This window comes from Geodermatophilus africanus, assembly GCF_900107105.1.
Taxonomy (GTDB): domain Bacteria; phylum Actinomycetota; class Actinomycetes; order Mycobacteriales; family Geodermatophilaceae; genus Geodermatophilus; species Geodermatophilus africanus.
The window spans coordinates 37,240-55,334 of record NZ_FNOT01000013.1; the positions used below are offsets into that span (position 1 = coordinate 37,240).

Below are 18,095 nucleotides of genomic sequence, written 5' to 3' on the forward strand. Positions count from 1 at the left end.
ACGGGGTCCTTCCGCCTGCCGGGAGCCGTTCCAGTCCGTTCCCAGGGCCGTGCGGGAGACTCGGGCCGTGCGGGACACCACGGCGGGGGAGGGTTGATGGGCCACGACCACGGTGCCCCCGCGACGACCGCGTCGGCCGCGCACCGCCGCCGGCTGGCCGTCGTCCTCGGGCTCACCGTCGCGGTGGCGGCCGCGGAGGTCGCCGGCGCGGTGGTCTCGGGATCGCTGGCGCTGCTCGCCGACGCCGGGCACATGGCCACCGACGCGCTGGGCATCGGCCTGGCGCTCGGCGCGGTCTCCCTGGCCCAGCGCCCCGCCCGCGGACGACGGACCTTCGGCTGGCAGCGCGCGGAGATTCTCGCCGCCGTCGCCAACGGCCTGCTGCTGGTCGCCGTCGCCGGGTACGTCGTCGTGGAGGCGGTCCGCCGGATCGGGGACCCGCCCGAGATCGACTCCGGCGTGGTGCTCGCCGTCGCCGCCGTGGGCCTGGCCGTCAACGTCGCCGGGCTGGCGCTGCTGCACTCCGGCCGCTCGACGTCGCTCGCCGTCCGCGGCGCCCACCTCGAGGTGCTCGGCGACGCGCTGGGCTCGATCGCCGTCCTCGCCGCAGCCGTCGTCGTGGCCACCACCGGCTGGACGCCGGCCGACACCGTGGCCTCCCTGCTGATCGCCGCGCTGGTGCTGCCGCGGGCGTGGTCGCTGCTGCGCGAGGCGGTCGACGTGCTGCTCGAGGCGGCGCCGCGCGGCGTGGACCTCGACGAGGTGCGGGCGCACGTCCTCGGGGTGGAGGGCGTCGTCGGCGTCCACGACCTGCACGCCTGGACGATCACCTCCGGCCTGCCGGTGCTCTCGGCGCACGTCGTCGTCAGCGACGCGGCGCTGGCCGACGGCCACGGCGGGCGGGTGCTCGACGCGCTGTGCGCCTGCTTGGGCGACCACTTCGACGTCCCGCACTGCACCTTCCAGCTGGAGGCCGAGACGCACGCCGGCCACGAGGCGCCGGTCCACGAGTAAGGACCCCTCTGCCCCCCACCACTCGCGAGCTCGCGGTGGGACCCTGTAGAGGGGCCGTTCCAGTCCGTCACCAGGCGGCACGGCGGGGCAGGAGGCAGCGGTGGACCACGGTCATCACCCGGGCATGTGGGTGCCCGCGGAGCCGCCGACCTGGGGGCGGATGTTCCTGCCGCACCTGGACGGCTGGTCGTGGTTGGCGGTGCTGAGCCTGGTCGGGATCGTCGGCTACCTGGTCGCCGTCGTGGTGCTGCGCCGCACGGGTGTGCCCTGGCCGTGGTGGCGGACGGCGTCCTGGGTGGCCGGCTGCGGTGCGCTGTTCGCGGTGACCGGCACCTGGTTCAACGGCTACAGCATGGTGCTGTTCAGCCTGCACATGGCCCAGCACATGGTGCTGTCGATGGTGGCGCCGATCCTGCTGCTGCTCGGCGCCCCGGTGACCCTCGCGCTGCGGACCCTGCCGCGCGGCAAGCGGCTGGCCGGCGTCCCCCGGGCGCTGCTGCTCGACGCGCTGCACAGCCGGGTGGCCCGCGTGCTGTCGCACCCGGCGTTCACGCTGCCGCTGTTCCTGGCCAGCCTCTACGCCGTCTACTTCACGCCGCTGTTCGACGCGCTGATGGCCAACCCGGTCGGCCACCAGTTCATGCTGGCCCACTTCACCGTGACCGGGCTGCTGTTCCTCGGGCCGATCCTGGCCCAGGACCCCTGGCCCAGGACGGCGGGCCACGGCGCCCGGATGCTCGAGCTGCTCATCCCGATGCCGTTCCACGCCTTCTTCGGGGTCGCGATCCTCATGGCCGGCTCGCTGGTCGTGGAGACGTTCGAAAACCCGCCGGCCGGCTGGGGGATCGACCCGCTGGCGGACCAGAAGACCGCCGGGAGCATCGCCTGGTCCTTCGGCGAGATCCCGACGGTCTTCGTCATCGCGCTGGTGCTGTTCGCCTGGATGGGCTCGGAGCAGCGCAGGGACCGCCGGGCCGAGCGGGTCGCCGAGCGCACCGGGGACGCCGAGCTCGCCGCCTACAACGAACGCCTCCGGGCCCTCGCCGAGCGGGGTTGAGCCACCCGGTTCCCAACGACGGGCAGCCGGTGGCCGCCGTGTCGGCCGGAGGACGACGATGTCGTCGTGCCGGTATCCCTCGTGTTCACCGCGGACACGCACGTCCCGAAGCGGGCGCGTGACCTCCCTCCCGCGCTGTGGGCGGCCATCGACGCCGCGGACGTCGTCGTGCACGCCGGCGACTGGGTGGACGTCGCGCTGCTGGACCGCTTCGAGGAGCGCGCCCGCCGGTTGGTCGCCGTCCACGGCAACAACGACCACGGCCCGCTGCGCGAGCGGCTGCCCGAGGTGGCCCGCGTCGAGGTCGGCGGCATCCGCCTGGCCGTCGTCCACGAGACCGGCGACAGGAAGGGCCGCGAGGCCCGCTGCGCCGCCCGCTTCCCGGACACCGACCTGCTCGTGTTCGGGCACAGCCACATCCCCTGGGACACCACCGCCGGCACCGGCCTGCGGCTGGTCAATCCCGGCTCGCCCACCGACCGGCGCCGGCAGCCGCACGGCACCTTCGTCACCGCGGTGGCCGACGACGGCGGGCTGCACGACGTGACCTTCCACCCGGTCGTGAGGTGACGGCGGCCACCGGCGGCAGCACGGGAGGCACGGCGCGCTGGCGCCACCTCGGCGTCAGCCTCGTCGGGCTGGTCGCGGCGTGCGCCGTCCAGAACGGGCTGCCCTTCCTCACCGCGGCCCTGCGCGAGGAGGGGCTCTCCCTCGCCGCGATCGGCCTGTTGGTCAGCGCGCCCACGGCCGGCCTCGTGCTCAGCCTGCTCGCCTGGGGCGCGGCGGCCGACCGGTACGGCGAGCGGGTGGTGCTCGGCGCGGGGCTCGGCGTCGCCGCGGCCGCCATGACCGGCGCCGCCCTCGCCGACAGCACGGGAGCCACGGGGCTGTGGCTGCTGGTGGCCGGTGCCGGCAGCGCCTCGGTGCACGCGGCCAGCGGACGGCTGGTGCTCGGCTGGTTCCCTGCCTCGCAGCGGGGCCTGGCCATGGGCGTCCGCCAGGCGGGCCAGCCGATCGGCGTCGGGGTGGCCGCCTTCGCGCTGCCATGGCTGGCCGAGGACGGCCCGGGGACCGCGTTCGCCGCGCTCGCCGCCGGCTGTGCGGTCACGGCCGTCCTCGTCGGGGCGCTGGTGCGCGACCCCGCGCGGCCCGGGCGGCTCCCGGGTGCGCCGCGGCCCGGCTCGCCCTACCGCTCGCCGGTGCTGTGGCGGGTGCACGCGGCCAGCACGCTGCTCGTCGTCCCGCAGTTCGTGGTCGCGGCCTTCAGCTTCGACTTCCTCGTGCGCCAGGCCGGCTGGTCGACCACCGGGGCGGGCGCGCTGCTCGCGGTCACCCAGCTCGGCGGGGCGGCCGCGCGGCTCGGTGCGGGCGCCTGGTCGGACCGCGCGGGCAGCCGGGTGGGTCCCCTGCGGCTGGTCGCCGGAGCGGTCGCCGCGGTCGTCGGGGCACTGGCCGTCGTCGCCGTCCTCACCCCGGACGTGCTCGCCCCGGCCGCCGTCGCCGCGGCCGTCGTGCTGTCCGCGATCGTCACGGTCAGCCCGAACGGGATCGCCTTCACCTCGGTCGCCGAGCAGGCCGGCAGCGCCTGGGCCGGGCGGGCGCTGGGCGCGCACAACACCGTGCAGAACCTCTCCGCCACCCTGACCGTGCCGCTGGCCGCGCTGCTCGTCGAGCGCGGGCCCGGCTACCCGGCGGCGTTCGCGGCGGGCGCCGTGGCGGCGGCCCTGGCGGTCGGTGTCGTGCCGGGCCGCGCGGTCGAGGCATCCTCCCGCGGCGCGCCCCGGGCCGCCGACCCCGCCCCGAGCCGGTGAGCCCGCGTCGTCCGTGGCCGGCGGGGGCGGTCGAGCTGCTCGCCTGCCCGGTCTGCGCGGCGCCGCTGGTCGCACCGGACGACGCCGGGCTGGTCTGTCCTGCCGGGCACTCCTTCGACCGGGCCCGGCAGGGACACGTCACGCTGCTGCCGCCCGGGCACGTAGCGCCGTCCGGCGACTCCGCGGCGATGGTCGCCGACCGGGTCGCCTTCCTCGCCGCCGGCCACTACGCCGGCGTGACGCGGGCGCTGGCCGACGCCGTCGTCGCGGGGGACGACGGCCCGCCCGGCAGCCTGCTCGACCTCGGCGGCGGCACCGGGCAGCACCTGGCCGGCGTCCTCGACCGGCTGCCCGGCACGGTCGGGGTGGTCCTGGACTCCTCGCGGTACGCCGCCCGCCGCGCGGCCGGTGCCCACCCGCGGGCGCTGGCGGTGGTGGGGGACGCCTGGGCCCGGCTGCCGGTGCGCGACGCCGCCGTCGACCGGGTGCTGGTCGTCTTCGCTCCGCGCAACGGCCCGGAGACCGCGCGGGTGCTGCGGCCGGGCGGACGGCTGGTCGTCGTCACCCCGGCCGCCGACCACCTCACCGAGCTCGTCGGCCCGCTGGGGCTGCTGCGGGTCGACCCCGACAAGGCCCGCCGGCTGTCGGCCACCCTCGAGCCGCACCTGCGCCGGGTCGCCGCGACCGGGCACCGCGAGCGGCTCGAGCTGGACCGGACGGCGGTCACGACCCTGGTGGGCATGGGTCCCCACGCCCGCCACCTGGGCCCCGGGGAGCTGGCGGCGGCGGTGGCCGGGCTGCCCGAGCGGACTCCGGTCACCGTGTCGGTCGACGTCACGACCTGGATGCCGGCCGGCTGACCGGAGGTCCGCCAGGTCACGATTCGGCAACTGTCCCGGGGCGCCGGCGCCGTCTGGACCGGCGCGCCCCCGGCTCGGCAGGAGACCCGTCGCGGGAACCGTCTAAGCTGCGGCCGTGACGATCGCACCGGCGCCGATCGTGAGCCGGCCGAGCCCGGTTCCGAGGCGGAGAAGGGCTCGCGGCTCTCGAACCTGCTGCGGACCACCGACCACAAGACCATCGGCCTGATGTACACGGCCACCTCCTTCGTCTGGTTCGTCATCGGCGGGCTGATGGCGATGCTGATGCGCGGGGAGCTGGCCCGGCCGGGGCTGCAGTTCTTGTCGCCGGAGCAGTACAACCAGCTGGTCACCATGCACGGCACGGTGATGCTGCTGTTCTTCGCGACGCCGCTGTTCTTCGCGTTCGGCAACCTGATCATGCCGCTGCAGATCGGTGCGCCCGACGTCGCCTTCCCGCGGCTGAACGCCTTCTCCTACTGGCTGTTCCTCTTCGGGTCCACCCTCGCGGTGTCGGGCTTCTTCACCCCGGGCGGGGCCGCCGACTTCGGCTGGTACGCCTACACGCCGCTGTCCGACGTGACCAACAGCCCCGGCGCCGGCGCCGACCTGTGGATCGCCGGCCTGGCGGTGTCCGGTCTGGGCACCATCCTCGGCGCGGTCAACTTCATCACCACCATCGCCTGCCTCCGGGCGCCGGGCATGACGCTGTTCCGGATGCCGATCTTCACCTGGAACACGCTGATCACCAGCCTGCTGGTGCTGTTCGCCTTCCCGATCCTCACCGCCGCGCTGTTCGCCCTCCTGGCGGACCGGCAGCTGGGTGCACTCGTGTACTCGGAGGAGAACGGCGGGCCGATGCTGTGGCAGCACCTGTTCTGGTTCTTCGGGCACCCCGAGGTCTACATCATCGCGCTCCCGTTCTTCGGCATCATCACCGAGGTCATCCCGGTGTTCAGCCGCAAGCCGCTGTTCGGCTACAAGGGCATGGTCTTCGCGACCATCGCCATCGGCGCGCTCTCGCTGACCGTCTGGGCGCACCACATGTACGCGACCGGCGCCATCCTGCTGCCGTTCTTCGCCTTTCTGACCTACCTGATCGCCGTGCCGACCGGCATCAAGTTCTTCAACTGGATCGGCAGCATGTGGCGGGGCCAGCTGACCTTCGAGACGCCGATGCTCTTCGCGATCGGCTTCATGGTCACCTTCCTCCTCGGTGGCCTGACCGGTGTGCTGCTGGCCAGCCCGCCGCTGGACTGGCAGCTGAACGACAGCTACTTCGTCGTCGCCCACTTCCACTACGTCGTCTTCGGCACCGTGGTGTTCGCCGCCTACGCCGGCGTCTACTTCTGGTTCCCCAAGATGTGCGGCCGGATGATGGACGAGCGCCTCGGCAAGCTGCACTTCTGGCTGACCTTCATCGGGTTCCACGGCACGTTCCTGGTCCAGCACTGGCTCGGCGGTGAGGGATTCCCGCGCCGCTACGCCAACTACCTGGTCAGCGACGGCTTCACCACGCTGAACACCGTCTCGACGATCTTCTCCTTCATCCTCGGCGCCTCGACGATCCCGTTCTTCTACAACGTGGCGAAGTCGTGGCGGTACGGCCGGCTCGCGCTGCGGGACGACCCCTGGGGCCACGGCAACTCGCTGGAGTGGGCGACGTCGTCCCCGCCGCCGCGGCACAACTTCACCGAGATCCCGAAGATCCGCTCCGAGCGGCCGGCGTTCGAGGCGCACTACCCGCACCTCCTCGAACGCCTGCAGCGCGAGGCGCACGCCGGCAAGCGGCACGAGCCCTACGCCGGTGTCAGCGAGCTCGGTGGCACCGCCGGTCCCCGCCAGGGGCCGAACGACCCCGACCCCACCTGAGGAAGGGCCCCCTCGCCCCCCACGCCTCGCTCCGCTCGGCGCGGGACCCTGCGAGGGGCCGTTCCAGCACGTCACCTGACGCCCCGTCGGTTCCGGCCGGCGGGGCGTCGCCGTGTCCGCGGCCTCCCGGTCGCCCCCGGACCAGTGGCCGGGCGCCGGCCGCCGGTGCGGGAGGATGACGGCCGTGCCGCTCGACCCCGCCCCCCGCACGTCGCCGACCGCCGTCCCCACCCCGCGGGCGCTGCTGACCGTCTCCGGAGGCGACCGGCCGGGGGTCACCGCGAAGCTGTTCGCCGCCCTGGCCGCGGCCGGCGGGGAGCGCCCGCCGGTCGAGGTGGTCGACGTCGAGCAGGTCGTCGTCCACGGGCAGCTCGTGCTCGGCGTGGTGGTCGGGGCGCTGCCGGCGGAGGGCGGGCCCGTGGGGGAGGGCCGGTTCCTCGCCGCGCTCGAGCGGCTGGCCGTCGAGGTCTCGGAGGCGACCGGCGTGCGGGTCCAGGTGGAGTCGGCCGACGACACCGGGCTGGACGCCGCCCCGGAGGGCCGCCCGCACCACGTCATCCTGCTCGGCCGCCCGGTGCCTCCGGAGGCCGTCGCCGGCGCCGCGTCGGCCATCGCCGGCATCGGCGGCAACATCGAGGCGATCCGCCGGCTGTCGGACTACCCGGTGACCAGCTTCGAGCTCACCGTCTCCGGCGCGGAGGCCACCGCCCTGCGCACCGCGCTGGCCTCGGTCGCCACCACGACCGGCGCAGACATCGCCGTCGAGCAGGTCGGCCTGGCGCGCCGCAGCAAGCGGCTGATCGTGCTGGACGTCGACTCCACGCTGGTCCGCGGCGAGGTGATCGACGAGCTGGCCGCGCGGGCCGGGCGGGCCGCCGAGGTCGCCCGGATCACCGCCGCCGCGATGAACGGGGAGCTCGACTTCGCCCAGTCGCTGCGGGCCCGCGTGGCCGCGCTCGCGGGGCTGCCGGTCGAGGTGCTCGACGAGGTCCGCGCGGCGCTGGTCCTCACGCCGGGCGCGCGCACGCTGATCCGCACCCTCAAGCGCCTCGGCTTCCGCTGCGGCATCGTCAGCGGCGGCTTCACCCAGATCACCGACCCGCTGGCCGAGGAGCTCGGGCTGGACTTCGCCGCCGCCAACACCCTCGAGGTCGCAGACGGGAGGCTCACCGGGGGCCTGGTGGGGGAGATCGTCGACCGCGCCGGCAAGGCCCGCGCGCTCGTCCGCTTCGCCGACGAGTACGGCATCCCGCTCGACCAGACCGTGGCCGTCGGCGACGGCGCTAACGACCTCGACATGCTGAACGCCGCCGGGCTGGGCATCGCCTTCAACGCCAAGCCCTACGTGCGCGAGCAGGCGCACACCGCGCTCAACCAGCCCTACCTCGACGCTGTGCTGCAGGTCCTCGGCTTCACCCGCGACGAGGTGCTGGACGCGGTGTGATCGGGGCTGTCCGTCCCCTCTGCGGGCGGGGCGACGCCGCGGGCACGGTCCGTCGGCCCGGAGGCCGACGGTGTCACCCGTGGCGCACCGGGCGGTGCACCTGCCCGACCGTCTCCACGCCCGCGGCCCGCAACCGGTCGATGGCGGCCTCGGTGGTGGCCTCGGTGACCCCCGCGGTCAGGTTCAGCAGCACCCGCACCCCGAACCCCTCCTGGAGGGCGTCGAGCGCACTTGCCTGCACGCAGTGGTCCGTGGTCAGTCCCGCGATGTCGACGGTGTCCACCCCGTGGTCCCGCAGCCAGTCGGCCAGTGAGGTGCCGTCGATCCGTCCCTCGAAGCCGGAGTAGGCGGCGGCGTACTCGCCCTTGTCGAACACCGCCTCGATGGGCCCGCGGTCCAGCCGGGAGTGCAGCTCCTCGCCGCCGGTGCCCACCACGCAGTGCGCCGGCCACGTGTCCACGTAGTCGGGGTCCTCGGCGAAGTGGTTCCCGGGGTCGACGTGGTGGTCGCGGGTGGCGACCACGTGCGCGTACTCGCCGGCCGTCGTCCGCAGGTACTCGCTGATCTTCACGGCGACCTCGGCGCCGCCGTCGACCGCCAGGCTCCCTCCCTCGGTGAAGTCGTTCTGCACGTCGACCACCAGCAGAGCGCGGGTCATCACGTCCTCCTCAGGCCGTCAGGGTCTCGATCGCGCAGTCGCCGCGGGACAACGCGAACGCCTCGGCGGGCATCGCCCCGCGGGCCCGCTCGTGGTGTACCCGGGCGGCGGCCAGCGCCTCCCGTGGCGTGGCCCGCGCGCACAGCTCGCCGCCGCGGACCAGCTCGACGACCAGCGGCCGGTCGCCGTCCCGGGGCAGGACCGGCTCGTTGCTCACCACCTCGGCGGTCGCCGTCCCGGAGGCGTCGTGCCGGCGGACGGCGGACTTCCGGCCGCCCACCGACGGCTTGCCCAGGGACCGCTTGGCCACCGGGACGCCGTCGCGCTCCACCAGCTTGTAGACCATGCCCACCGTCGGTGCGCCGGAGCCGGTGACCAGGGCCGTCCCGACGCCGTAGCCGTCGACCGGCGCGGCCATCAGTCCGGCGATCGCGTACTCGTCGAGGTCGCTGGTGACGATGATCCGCGTGCCGGTCGCGCCCAGGGAGTCCAGCAGCTCGCGGGCGTGCGTCGCGAGTGTGGGCAGGTCGCCCGAGTCCAGCCGGATCGCGCCGAGCTCCGGGCCGGCCACCTCGATCGCCGTCCGGATGCCCTGGTCGACGTCGTAGGTGTCCACGAGCAGCGTGGTGCCGACCCCCAGGGCGGCGACCTGCGCGCGGAACGCGGCGGCCTCGTCGTCGTGCAGCAGGGTGAAGGCGTGCGCGCTGGTGCCCGTCGTGGGCACGCCGTACCGGCGGCCGGCCTCGAGGTTGGAGGTCGCGGCGAAGCCGACCAGGTGGGCGGCGCGGGCGGCCGCGACGGCGGCTTCCTCGTGCGTCCGACGGGAACCCATCTCGATGCACGGGCGCTCGCAGGCCGCGGACACCATCCGGGCCGCTGCCGAGGCGATCGCGCTGTCGTGGTTGAGCACCGAGAGCACCAGCGTCTCGAGCAGCACTCCCTCGGCGAACGACGCCCGGACGGTGAGCACGGGCGAGCCAGGGAAGAACAGCTCGCCCTCGGCGTATCCGTCGACGTCCCCGCTGAAGCGGAAGCCCGCCAGCCAGTCCAGCAGCCGCGAGTCGGTGAGCCCCTGCTCGCGCAGCGCGGCGAGGTCCTCGTCGGTGAACCGGAACGAGGGCAGCACCTCGAGCAACCGGCCGGTGCCGGCGAGCACGCCGTAGCGGCGGCCGTGCGGCAGCCGCCGGGCGAAGACCTCGAAGACGCAGTCGCGCTCGGCGGTGCCGTCGGCCAGGGCCGCGGCGACCATGGTCAGCTCGTACCGGTCGGTGAGCAGGGCGGGACCCGTCGGCATGGCAGAGGAGCCTAGGCGGGCGGCGGCGGGGCCACCGCCCGAGCAGGTCTCTAGAGTGGAGCCGTGGCCGGACCAGTCGCGCCGACACGGACGCCCGAGGAGACCGTCGAGGAGCACGGCGACCTCGACCGCCCCTGGGTGACCATCGTCTGGAACGACCCGGTCAACCTCATGACGTACGTGACCTACGTGCTGCAGGAGCTGTTCGGCTACGACGAGCCGACGGCGACCACGCTGATGCTGCAGGTGCACGAGGAGGGCAGGGCGATCGTGAGCTCGGGCCCGCGTGAGCGGATGGAGCACGACACCAGCCGGCTGCACGCCTACGGCCTGTGGGCCAGCTACCAGCGGGACGCATGAGGCCCTTCCGCCGCCGGGGGGACGAGATCGTGGCGCGGCTCGAGCCGGCCGAGGCCCGCATCGTCGCGCTGCTGCTCGACCAGCTCGAGCAGCTGCTCACCGCGGAGTCCGAGGACGTCGCCGGCGACCCCGTGATCACCCGGCTGCTGCCCCCGGGCCACCGCGGCGACCCGGAGCTCGCCGCCGACTACCGCGAGCTGACCGAGTCCGCGCTGCGGGCGGGCAAGGCCGACGACCTCGCCACGGTCCGCGCCAGCCTGCCGCCGGACGGTGGGGCCGTCCGGCTCGACCCCGAGCAGGCGACCGCGTGGCTGCGCACCAGCAACGACCTGCGCCTGGCGCTGGGCACCCGGCTCGACATCCAGGAGGACACCGAGCCGCCGGAGGACCTCGCCAGCGAGGAGGGGCAGCAGCTGGCCGTCTACTACTGGCTCACCGGGCTGCAGGGCTCGCTCGTCGACGCACTCGCCGCTGGTCGCGCCGGCCGAAGGTGAGCGCGACCAGCGCCGCGAGCAGCAGGTCGAGCACGAAGAACACCGACACCAGGCCGGGCATCTCCAGGTCCCGCACGATCGCCCCGACGGCGCTGACCAGGACGACGAGCGAGAGCACCGCGACCAGGAGCAGGACGAGGGTCCGGCCGGTGACCAGCAGCACCAGGGAGATCCGGTCGGCGGTGACGTCGCTGCTGTAGTGCCCGCTGCGGCGGCGCAACCCCAGCGCCCCCCGCACCAGTGCCGGCACCGCGACGGCCAGCACACCGGCGATCATGATCAGCTCGAGGACCACGAACGGGCACCGTATCGGAGCAAGGACCCCCTGCCCCCCACCACTCGCAGGCTCGCGGCGGGACCCTGCGGGGGGCCGCCGGCGCGGCGCCTAGACTGGCGGGCGTGCTGCGCATCGACCGCGCGACCTACGACGCCATCGTGGCCCACGCCCGGGAGGACCACCCGGACGAGGCCTGTGGTGTCGTCGCCGGCCCCGAGGGCAGCGACCGCCCCGAGCGCTTCATCCCGATGCTCAACGCCGCGCGGTCGCCCACGTTCTACGAGTTCGACTCCGGGGACCTGCTGCGGCTGTACCGGGAGATGGACGACCGGGACGAGGAGCCGGTGGTCATCTACCACTCGCACACCGCCACCGAGGCCCACCCCTCGCGGACCGACATCAGCTACGCCTCCGAGCCGAACGCGCACTACGTCCTGGTCTCCACCCGTCACCACGGGGCCCAGACCGGCCTGGCCGGCGAGGAGGTCGAGTTCCGCAGCTTCCGCATCGTCGACGGCGTCGTCACCGAGGAGGACGTCGAGGTCGTCGAGTCCTACCTGTTCGGTCACTCGCCGACGACCGTCGTCTACGACTGAGGAAGGATCCTCCTGCCCCCGCCACTCGCGAGCTCGCGGCGGGACCCTGCAGGAGGGCCACGCGGACCGGCACCCCCGGAATGCCCCCTGCCGGGCGGGCGTTCCCCCGTCCAGACGCACGTCCCGCTGCGCGTGGTCGCGCACCAGCACACCCGAGTCCTGAGGAGAACGCACACGCCATGGCCATCGAGGTCCGGATCCCGACCATCCTGCGCACCCACACCGGCGGCAGCAAGACCGTCGAGGGCAACGGGGACACCCTGGCCGCGCTCGTCGACGACCTCGACGCCAAGCACCCCGGCCTGAAGAACCGGCTCGTCACCGAGGATGGCAAGCTGCACCGCTTCGTGAACGTCTACGTCAACGACGAGGACGTCCGCTTCACCGGTGCGCTGGACACGCAGGTCAAGGACGGCGACTCGGTCACCATCCTCCCGGCGGTCGCCGGCGGCTGCTGAGCGCCCGTCGCTCGCAGCGCCCCCGCCCGTCTCCCGGAAGAGCCCTCCCCATGGCCCGCTTCGCCTCCCTCGTCGACTCGCTCGGCGGCACCCCGCTCGTGGGTCTGCCGAACCTGTCGCCGTCCCCCGACGTCCGGCTGTGGGCCAAGCTCGAGGACCACAACCCCACCGGGTCGATCAAGGACCGGGCCGCCATCTCGATGATCGAGGCGGCGGAGAAGGAGGGGAAGCTCAAGCCGGGCGACATCATCCTCGAGCCGACCAGCGGGAACACCGGGATCTCGCTGGCGATGGTGGCCCGGCAGCGCGGCTACCGGCTGATCTGTGTCATGCCGGAGAACACCTCGATCGAGCGCCGCCAGCTGCTGGAGATGTACGGCGCGCAGATCATCAGCTCCCCTGCGGCCGGCGGCTCCAACCAGGCCGTCGCCGTCGCCAAGGGACTGGCTGCCGAGCACGACGACTGGGTCATGCTCTACCAGTACGGCAACCCGGCCAACGCCGAGGCGCACTACACCGGCACCGGCCCGGAGATCCTGGCCGACCTGCCCTCGATCACCCATTTCGTCGCGGGGCTGGGCACCACCGGCACCCTCATGGGCGTCTCCCGCTACCTGCGCGAGAAGAAGCCCGAGGTGCGGGTCATCGCGGCCGAGCCGCGCTACGGCGAGCTGGTCTACGGGCTGCGCAACATCGACGAGGGGTTCGTCCCCGAGCTCTACGACCCGACGCTGCTGGACTCCCGGTTCAGCGTGGGACCGCAGGACGCCGTCCGCCGCACCCGGCAGCTGGTCGAGCAGGAGGGCATCTTCGCCGGCATCTCGACCGGCGCGATCCTGCACGCCGCGCTGGGCATCGCCGACAAGGAGGTCGCCGCCGGCCGCAGGGCCGACATCGTCTTCATCGTCTGCGACGGCGGCTGGAAGTACCTGTCCACCGGCGCCTACGCGGGCACGCTCGAGGAGGCGACCTCCGCGCTCGAGGGCCAGCTGTGGGCCTGAGCCGGGTCCCGCCCCGGGCGTGAGCCCGGTCTCCCGGCCGCTGCGGTTAGCCTCACCTGCGTCGTCGTCGTCGCAGCAGGGAGCGGTCGGGTGAGGCTCACGGTGGTCGGCTGCTCGGGCAGCGGACCGGGGCCGGCGTCCCCGGCGTCGTGCTACCTGGTGGAGCACGACGGCTTCCGCGTGGTGCTCGACCTGGGCAACGGCTCCTTCGGCGCGCTGCAGGCCCTGGCCGACCCGGACACCGTCGACGCGGTCTACCTCTCCCACCTGCACGCCGACCACTGCCTGGACGTCGCGCCGTTCGTCGTCTGGCACCGCTACTCCGGCCTGGCCACCAAGCCGCGGGTGCCGCTGTTCGCCCCCGTCGGGGCGGAGCGCCGGCTGGCGCTGGCGTACGACGCGGACGGCGACGGGCTCACCGACGTCTTCGACTTCGTCCCGGTGGGCGCCGGGCGGCTCGAGCTGGGGCCGTTCACCGCGATGCTGGTGCGCACCGCGCACCCGGTCGAGTGCTACGCCATCCGGCTCACCGCCGACGGCCGGTCGCTGGTCTACACCGGCGACACGGGGGCCAGCGCCGCCGTCGTGGAGCTGGCCCGCGGCGCCGACGTCCTGCTGTCCGAGGCCGCGCACCCCGACGTCCCCGGGCTGCCGCAGGACCTGCACCTCACCGGCCGAGAGGCCGGCGAGCACGCCGCCGCGGCCGGCGTCGTCCGGCTACTGCTCACCCACGTGCCGGCGTGGGTCGACCCCGCCGGGCAGCTCGCGGGTGCCCGGGCGGTGTTCCCGGCGGCCGAGCTGGTCGTCCCGGGCGCGACCTACGACGTCTGAGAGAGGACCCCGTCCTCCCGACCCCTCGCAAGCTCGGGGCGGTGCCCTGGGCCGGGCCGTTCCAGCGCCCCACCAGGCTCGGGACCGGGCCGGCCCGGGACGGAGCCGCTCCCGGGTCACCTCCGCTTGCCCCGCCGGCGGCCGGCGGGCACGGTGGGCCGGTGGTCGACGACGAACGGGACGGCGTCCGGCTGACCAGCCTCGACGCGCCGCTGGGCGACGGGCTGGAGGTCACCAAGGGCGAGCTGGTCGACCACCTGGACGCCAACGCCTTCCGGCTGGTGCCGCAACTGGCCGGGCGGCCGCTGTCGGTCAAGCGGGTGCGGCCGGGCCAGGAGCCGTTCATGCAGCGCAACGTCCCCAAGGGTGCCCCGGACTGGGTGCGCACCGTCCCCGTCTGGTCATACGGCGCGCACCGCGAGGTGCACCAGGTGCTCTGCGACGACCGCCGCACGCTGCTGTGGCTGGCCAACCAGCGGGCCGTCGAGTTCCACGTCCCCTTCTTCGTCGCGGGCGCGGAGGCCGAGCCGACCGGCATCGTGCTCGACCTCGACCCGCCGGAGGGGGCCGACTTCGGTGTGGTGGTGCAGGCCGCGGAGCTCGTCCGGCGCGCGCTGGGCGACGCCGGGCTGGCCGGGGCGGTGAAGACCAGCGGGTCCAAGGGCGTGCACGTCGTCGTCCCGGTGCGGGGGGTGCCCCCCGAGGACGCCGCCGCCGCGACCCGCGCGCTGGCCGCCCGTGCCGCCGCGCTCGACCCCGAGCTGGCCACCACCGCCTACATCCGCGAGGACCGGCACGGTCGGGTGTTCCTCGACTCCACCCGCTCGGGCTCCTCGACGATCGTGGCCGCCTACAGCCCGCGCATCCGTCCCGGCCTGCCGGTGTCGGCGCCGGTGGCCTGGGCGGACCTGCCCTCGGTGCGCCCCGGGGACGTGACCGTCCGGACCGCGCCGGGACGGCTGGGGGACGGCGACCCGTGGGCCGCCCTGCTGCCCGACCCGCAGGAGGTGCCCGCCGACCTGGTCGCCGAGGGGCACACCATCCCGGTCGCCCGCGTGCAGGCCATGCACGAGGGACGCCGCCGCGCCCGGGCCCGGCGCGCGGAGTCGGGGGACTGACGGTCCGCGGCTCCCTCCACAGCGGCCGCGCCGTCCACAGCGCGCCGGCAGGGGGGCTGCCCTCCCGGGCAGGCTCCGCGCATGCCCCTCGACCCCCAGACGACGGCCTGGCTCGACCAGGAGGACGCGCACCTCGCCCGGGTGATCCGGCAGCACCGCTGGGCGGTGCAGTACGTCGGCGCCGGCGAGGAGGACGACGAGCCCTGCTTCGGCTACACGATCGGCCTGTTCGGGCTCGGCCATCCCGAGCTCGTGCTGGTCGGGCTGGGCGCCGACACCACCCACGGCGTGCTGCAGCGCGTGGCCGAGGACGTCGCCGCCGGCCGCGACCTGGTGCCCGGCGAGCTGCTGGGGTGGGACGACTGGGAGGGCCGGCTCTGCGTCGAGGTCTCACCCAACCCGGGCGAGGTGGTGCTGGGGGCCAACCGCTTCTACCAGCGGCCGCCGGAGTTCTCGGTGCCGGCGTTCCAGCTCGCCTGGCGGCACGCGGACGGGTCCTTCCCCTGGGAGGAGGGTTACCCGTGCGGGCCGGCGTGCCAGCCGCGTCCCGGCACCTGGCGGGCCTGAGCGCTGCACCGGCGTCGCCCACGGTCGTCCTCCCGCCCGGTACCGGACATGATGGCCGCGCGCGGGGGCTGGACCGGCCGGGGGCGGACCCGGCACGGGAGGTGCTGCCCATGACCGGACACCCCGGCACCGCGCCTCGTGGGTCCCACCGGTGGACCCGGGTCGTGCCCACCGGTGAGACCCACGGCGTCACCACGCTCGAGCTCTTCTTCGACCTGGTGTTCGTCTTCGCCATCACGCAGGTCACTGCCTTCATGGCCGACGACATCGGGTGGCGCAGCGCCCTCCGCGGCCTGGTCCTGCTGGCCCTGCTGTGGTTCGCGTGGTCGAGCTACGCCTGGCTCGGCAACCAGGCCCACGCCGACGAGGGCGTGGTCCGGGCGGCCCTCCTCGTCGCGATGGCGGCGCTCTTCCTCGTCGCCCTGGCCATCCCGGAGGCCTGGGGTGACGAGGGCGGAGGGCTCAGCGCTCCGGTCGTACTGGCCGTGTGCCTGGCGGTGGTGCGGCTGGGGCACCTGTCGGTGTACGCGGTAACCGCAGCCGGCGACGCCGGCCTGCGGCGCCAGCTGCGACGGGCGGTGGTCCCGGTCGCAGCGGCGGCGGTGCTCCTCATCGTCGGAGCCGTGCTCGGGGGAGCCCCACAGACGGCCCTGTGGGCGCTGGCCCTCGTCGTCGACTACACCGGCATCTACTTCTCCGGCACCGAGTGGCGCCTGCCCTCGGCCCGCCACTTCGCCGAGCGCCATGGCCTGATCGTGATCATCGCGCTCGGCGAGTCGATCATCGCCGTGGGCGTCGGCGTCGCGGACCTGCCGCTGACCGTGCCCATCGCCGCGGCGGCGCTGCTCGGCCTCACCGTCAGCGTGGCGCTGTGGTGGGCCTACTTCGACGTGGTGGCACCGTTCGCCGAACGCGTGCTGGCGGGCCGCAGCGGCGACGACCGGGTCCGGCTGGCCCGGGACTCCTACTCCTACATGCACTTCCCGATGATCGCGGGCGTGATCTACCTGGCTCTCGGCCTGAAGAAGGTCGCCGAGTACGTCGCCGACACCGAGCACCACGCGCTCAGCGACCCGTTGACCGGGACCGGCCTCTGGGCTCTCTACGCGGGGGTGGCCGTCTACCTGATCGGCCACCTCGGGTTCCGGTTGCGCAACGCCGGCTCGGTCAACCGGCCGCGGATGGTGGTCACGGTGCTCCTGCTGGTCGCTCCGCTCGGCGTGCAGCACCTGCCGGCGCTGGCTGCCCTGGCCGTGCTCGCCGGCATTCTTGTGACGATGCTGGCCTACGAGGTCGTGCACTTCGCCGAGGCCCGCGCCCGGGTGCGGGCGGAGCTGGCGCACGAGTGAGGCGCGCTCGCGCCGGGATCAGCCGAGGCCGAGGTCGCGGCGCAGCTTGGCCACGTGCCCGGTCGCCTTGACGTTGTAGGCGGCCTTCTCGATGCGGCCCTCGGCGTCGACGACGAAGGTCGAGCGGATCACCCCGACGACCTCCTTGCCGTACAGCTTCTTGGTGCCGAACGCGCCGTAGGCGGCCAGCACCTGCTTCTCCGGGTCGGAGAGCAGCGTGATCCGCAGCTCCTCCTTCTCGCGGAAGCGCAGCAGCTTCTCGGGCGGGTCGGGCGAGATGCCGATGATGTCCAGGCCCGCCTCGGCCAGGTCGCCGGCGGCGGCGGTGAAGTCGACGGCCTGCGTGGTACAGCCCGGCGTCAGGGCCGCGGGGTAGCAGTACACGATCACCCGGCGGCCGCGGTGAGAGGCCAGGGACACCGGGTTGCCATCGGCGTCGGGCAGCGTGAACTCCGGCGCCGGGTCACCGGGGGCCAGGCGGACGGGGGCGACGTCGGTATCGGTCACACCCGTCATCCTGCCGCGCCCGGCCGACCACGGTGCAGGGGGTGGACGCGCCGTCCCCCCGCCGTGGGGGAGGGGTTCCACCTCAGCCGGCCAGGAACGACAGCCGGACGTGCCGCTGCGGGTTGTCGGTGTTCGTGTCCACCAGGCAGATCCGCTGCCAGGTGCCCAGCTGCACCCGCCCCTCCAGCACCGGGACGCTCACGTGCGGCGGCACGAAGGCCGGCAGCACGTGGTCGCGGCCGTGGCCCTCGCTGCCGTGCCGGTGGCGCCAGCGCCCGTCGCGGGGGAGGAGGACGTCGAGCTGGCTGAGCAGGTCGTCGTCGCTGCCGGAGCCGGTCTCGATGATCGCGATGCCCGCGGTCGCGTGCGGCACGAAGACGTGCAGGAGGCCGTCGCCCTCGGCGCGCACGAAGTCCGCGCACTCGTCGGTGAGGTCGACCACCGTGGGCACGCCTCCGGTCCGGACCGTCCGCAGCTCAGATCGCATGGCGCGATTAGACCGCCCCCGCCGGGCCCCCGCCGGTGCA

At 74.4% G+C, this 18,095-nt stretch carries 21 protein-coding genes; 16 read left to right on the forward strand and 5 right to left on the reverse strand.

Features of this window, described 5'->3' with window-relative positions; genetic code table 11:
• Positions 1 to 96 precede the first annotated feature (96 nt).
• The 7 genes from BLW63_RS19610 (at position 97) to serB (ending at position 8,058) form a co-directional block, all read left to right on the forward strand.
• On the forward strand, positions 97 to 1,014 hold the full coding sequence (locus BLW63_RS19610) for a cation diffusion facilitator family transporter (RefSeq protein WP_091160066.1): 918 nt from the start codon (positions 97 to 99) through the stop codon (positions 1,012 to 1,014).
• Between the two features lie 100 nt (positions 1,015 to 1,114).
• On the forward strand, positions 1,115 to 2,071 hold the full coding sequence (locus BLW63_RS19615; RefSeq protein WP_091160069.1) for a cytochrome c oxidase assembly protein: 957 nt from the start codon (positions 1,115 to 1,117) through the stop codon (positions 2,069 to 2,071).
• Positions 2,072 to 2,137: 66 nt separating this feature from the next.
• Positions 2,138 to 2,641: a metallophosphoesterase family protein gene (locus tag BLW63_RS19620; RefSeq protein ID WP_091160072.1), complete on the forward strand. Its 504-nt coding sequence runs from the start codon at positions 2,138 to 2,140 to the stop codon at positions 2,639 to 2,641.
• Positions 2,638 to 3,882, forward strand: coding sequence for an MFS transporter (locus BLW63_RS19625; RefSeq protein ID WP_091160075.1), 1,245 nt, complete (start codon positions 2,638 to 2,640; stop codon positions 3,880 to 3,882). The genes BLW63_RS19620 and BLW63_RS19625 overlap by 4 nt, the downstream gene beginning before the upstream one ends.
• Positions 3,879 to 4,742 (forward strand): putative RNA methyltransferase, encoded by an 864-nt coding sequence (locus BLW63_RS19630; RefSeq protein ID WP_244522681.1) that lies wholly within the window; start codon positions 3,879 to 3,881, stop codon positions 4,740 to 4,742. Before BLW63_RS19625 ends, BLW63_RS19630 begins: the two co-directional genes overlap by 4 nt.
• A 228-nt stretch (positions 4,743 to 4,970) precedes the next feature.
• On the forward strand, positions 4,971 to 6,614 hold the full coding sequence (gene ctaD / locus BLW63_RS19635; RefSeq protein ID WP_244522682.1) for an aa3-type cytochrome oxidase subunit I: 1,644 nt from the start codon (positions 4,971 to 4,973) through the stop codon (positions 6,612 to 6,614).
• Positions 6,615 to 6,789: 175 nt separating this feature from the next.
• Positions 6,790 to 8,058 carry a phosphoserine phosphatase SerB gene (gene serB / locus BLW63_RS19640; RefSeq protein ID WP_244522683.1) on the forward strand — a complete coding sequence of 423 codons (1,269 nt, stop codon included), beginning with the start codon at positions 6,790 to 6,792 and terminating at the stop codon, positions 8,056 to 8,058.
• A 73-nt stretch (positions 8,059 to 8,131) separates the two neighbouring features.
• Here the strand turns inward: serB and BLW63_RS19645 are convergent, their stop codons facing one another.
• Both BLW63_RS19645 and BLW63_RS19650 read right to left on the reverse strand, forming a co-directional pair.
• Positions 8,132 to 8,716: an isochorismatase family protein gene (locus tag BLW63_RS19645; RefSeq protein WP_091160083.1), complete on the reverse strand. Its 585-nt coding sequence runs from the start codon at positions 8,714 to 8,716 to the stop codon at positions 8,132 to 8,134.
• Positions 8,717 to 8,726: 10 nt separating this feature from the next.
• A complete protein-coding gene (locus BLW63_RS19650) occupies positions 8,727 to 10,010 on the reverse strand; it encodes a nicotinate phosphoribosyltransferase (RefSeq protein WP_091160086.1) in 1,284 nt (427 codons plus the stop codon).
• Between the two features lie 63 nt (positions 10,011 to 10,073).
• On the opposite strand from BLW63_RS19650, the gene clpS reads away from it, so the two are divergent.
• Positions 10,074 to 10,370 (forward strand): ATP-dependent Clp protease adapter ClpS, encoded by a 297-nt coding sequence (gene clpS, locus BLW63_RS19655; RefSeq protein ID WP_091160089.1) that lies wholly within the window; start codon positions 10,074 to 10,076, stop codon positions 10,368 to 10,370.
• The gene (locus tag BLW63_RS19660; protein WP_091160091.1) at positions 10,367 to 10,864 is read left to right on the forward strand and encodes a DUF2017 family protein; all 498 of its coding nucleotides are present in this window, start codon (positions 10,367 to 10,369) and stop codon (positions 10,862 to 10,864) included. The genes clpS and BLW63_RS19660 overlap by 4 nt, the downstream gene beginning before the upstream one ends.
• Here BLW63_RS19660 and BLW63_RS19665 read toward each other — a convergent pair.
• Complete coding sequence (locus BLW63_RS19665; protein ID WP_091160095.1) at positions 10,803 to 11,159, reverse strand: hypothetical protein; 357 nt, start codon at positions 11,157 to 11,159, stop codon at positions 10,803 to 10,805. The two genes, BLW63_RS19660 and BLW63_RS19665, sit on opposite strands and share 62 nt — an antisense overlap.
• Positions 11,160 to 11,263: 104 nt before the next feature.
• Between BLW63_RS19665 and BLW63_RS19670 the strand changes: the two genes are divergently transcribed.
• The 7 genes from BLW63_RS19670 to BLW63_RS19700 all read left to right on the forward strand — a co-directional run bounded on the left by BLW63_RS19670 (position 11,264) and on the right by BLW63_RS19700 (position 17,061).
• Positions 11,264 to 11,737: a M67 family metallopeptidase gene (locus tag BLW63_RS19670; protein WP_091160097.1), complete on the forward strand. Its 474-nt coding sequence runs from the start codon at positions 11,264 to 11,266 to the stop codon at positions 11,735 to 11,737.
• Between the two features lie 179 nt (positions 11,738 to 11,916).
• Positions 11,917 to 12,195: a ubiquitin-like small modifier protein 1 gene (locus BLW63_RS19675; RefSeq protein ID WP_091160100.1), complete on the forward strand. Its 279-nt coding sequence runs from the start codon at positions 11,917 to 11,919 to the stop codon at positions 12,193 to 12,195.
• Positions 12,196 to 12,245: 50 nt separating this feature from the next.
• Positions 12,246 to 13,196 carry a PLP-dependent cysteine synthase family protein gene (locus tag BLW63_RS19680; RefSeq protein WP_091160103.1) on the forward strand — a complete coding sequence of 317 codons (951 nt, stop codon included), beginning with the start codon at positions 12,246 to 12,248 and terminating at the stop codon, positions 13,194 to 13,196.
• 90 nt (positions 13,197 to 13,286) lie between these two features.
• Complete coding sequence (locus tag BLW63_RS19685; RefSeq protein ID WP_091160106.1) at positions 13,287 to 14,027, forward strand: MBL fold metallo-hydrolase; 741 nt, start codon at positions 13,287 to 13,289, stop codon at positions 14,025 to 14,027.
• A 161-nt stretch (positions 14,028 to 14,188) separates the two neighbouring features.
• Positions 14,189 to 15,145 carry a DNA polymerase domain-containing protein gene (locus tag BLW63_RS19690; RefSeq protein WP_091160109.1) on the forward strand — a complete coding sequence of 319 codons (957 nt, stop codon included), beginning with the start codon at positions 14,189 to 14,191 and terminating at the stop codon, positions 15,143 to 15,145.
• Between the two features lie 81 nt (positions 15,146 to 15,226).
• Positions 15,227 to 15,712: a DUF4262 domain-containing protein gene (locus BLW63_RS19695; RefSeq protein ID WP_091160112.1), complete on the forward strand. Its 486-nt coding sequence runs from the start codon at positions 15,227 to 15,229 to the stop codon at positions 15,710 to 15,712.
• 110 nt (positions 15,713 to 15,822) lie between these two features.
• Positions 15,823 to 17,061 carry a low temperature requirement protein A gene (locus BLW63_RS19700; RefSeq protein WP_091160292.1) on the forward strand — a complete coding sequence of 413 codons (1,239 nt, stop codon included), beginning with the start codon at positions 15,823 to 15,825 and terminating at the stop codon, positions 17,059 to 17,061.
• An 18-nt stretch (positions 17,062 to 17,079) separates the two neighbouring features.
• Here the strand turns inward: BLW63_RS19700 and bcp are convergent, their stop codons facing one another.
• Together bcp and BLW63_RS19710 are read right to left on the reverse strand one after the other, a co-directional pair.
• On the reverse strand, positions 17,080 to 17,568 hold the full coding sequence (gene bcp, locus BLW63_RS19705; RefSeq protein ID WP_211517192.1) for a thioredoxin-dependent thiol peroxidase: 489 nt from the start codon (positions 17,566 to 17,568) through the stop codon (positions 17,080 to 17,082).
• 82 nt (positions 17,569 to 17,650) lie between these two features.
• On the reverse strand, positions 17,651 to 18,055 hold the full coding sequence (locus tag BLW63_RS19710) for a YjbQ family protein (protein WP_091160118.1): 405 nt from the start codon (positions 18,053 to 18,055) through the stop codon (positions 17,651 to 17,653).
• Positions 18,056 to 18,095 lie beyond the last annotated feature (40 nt).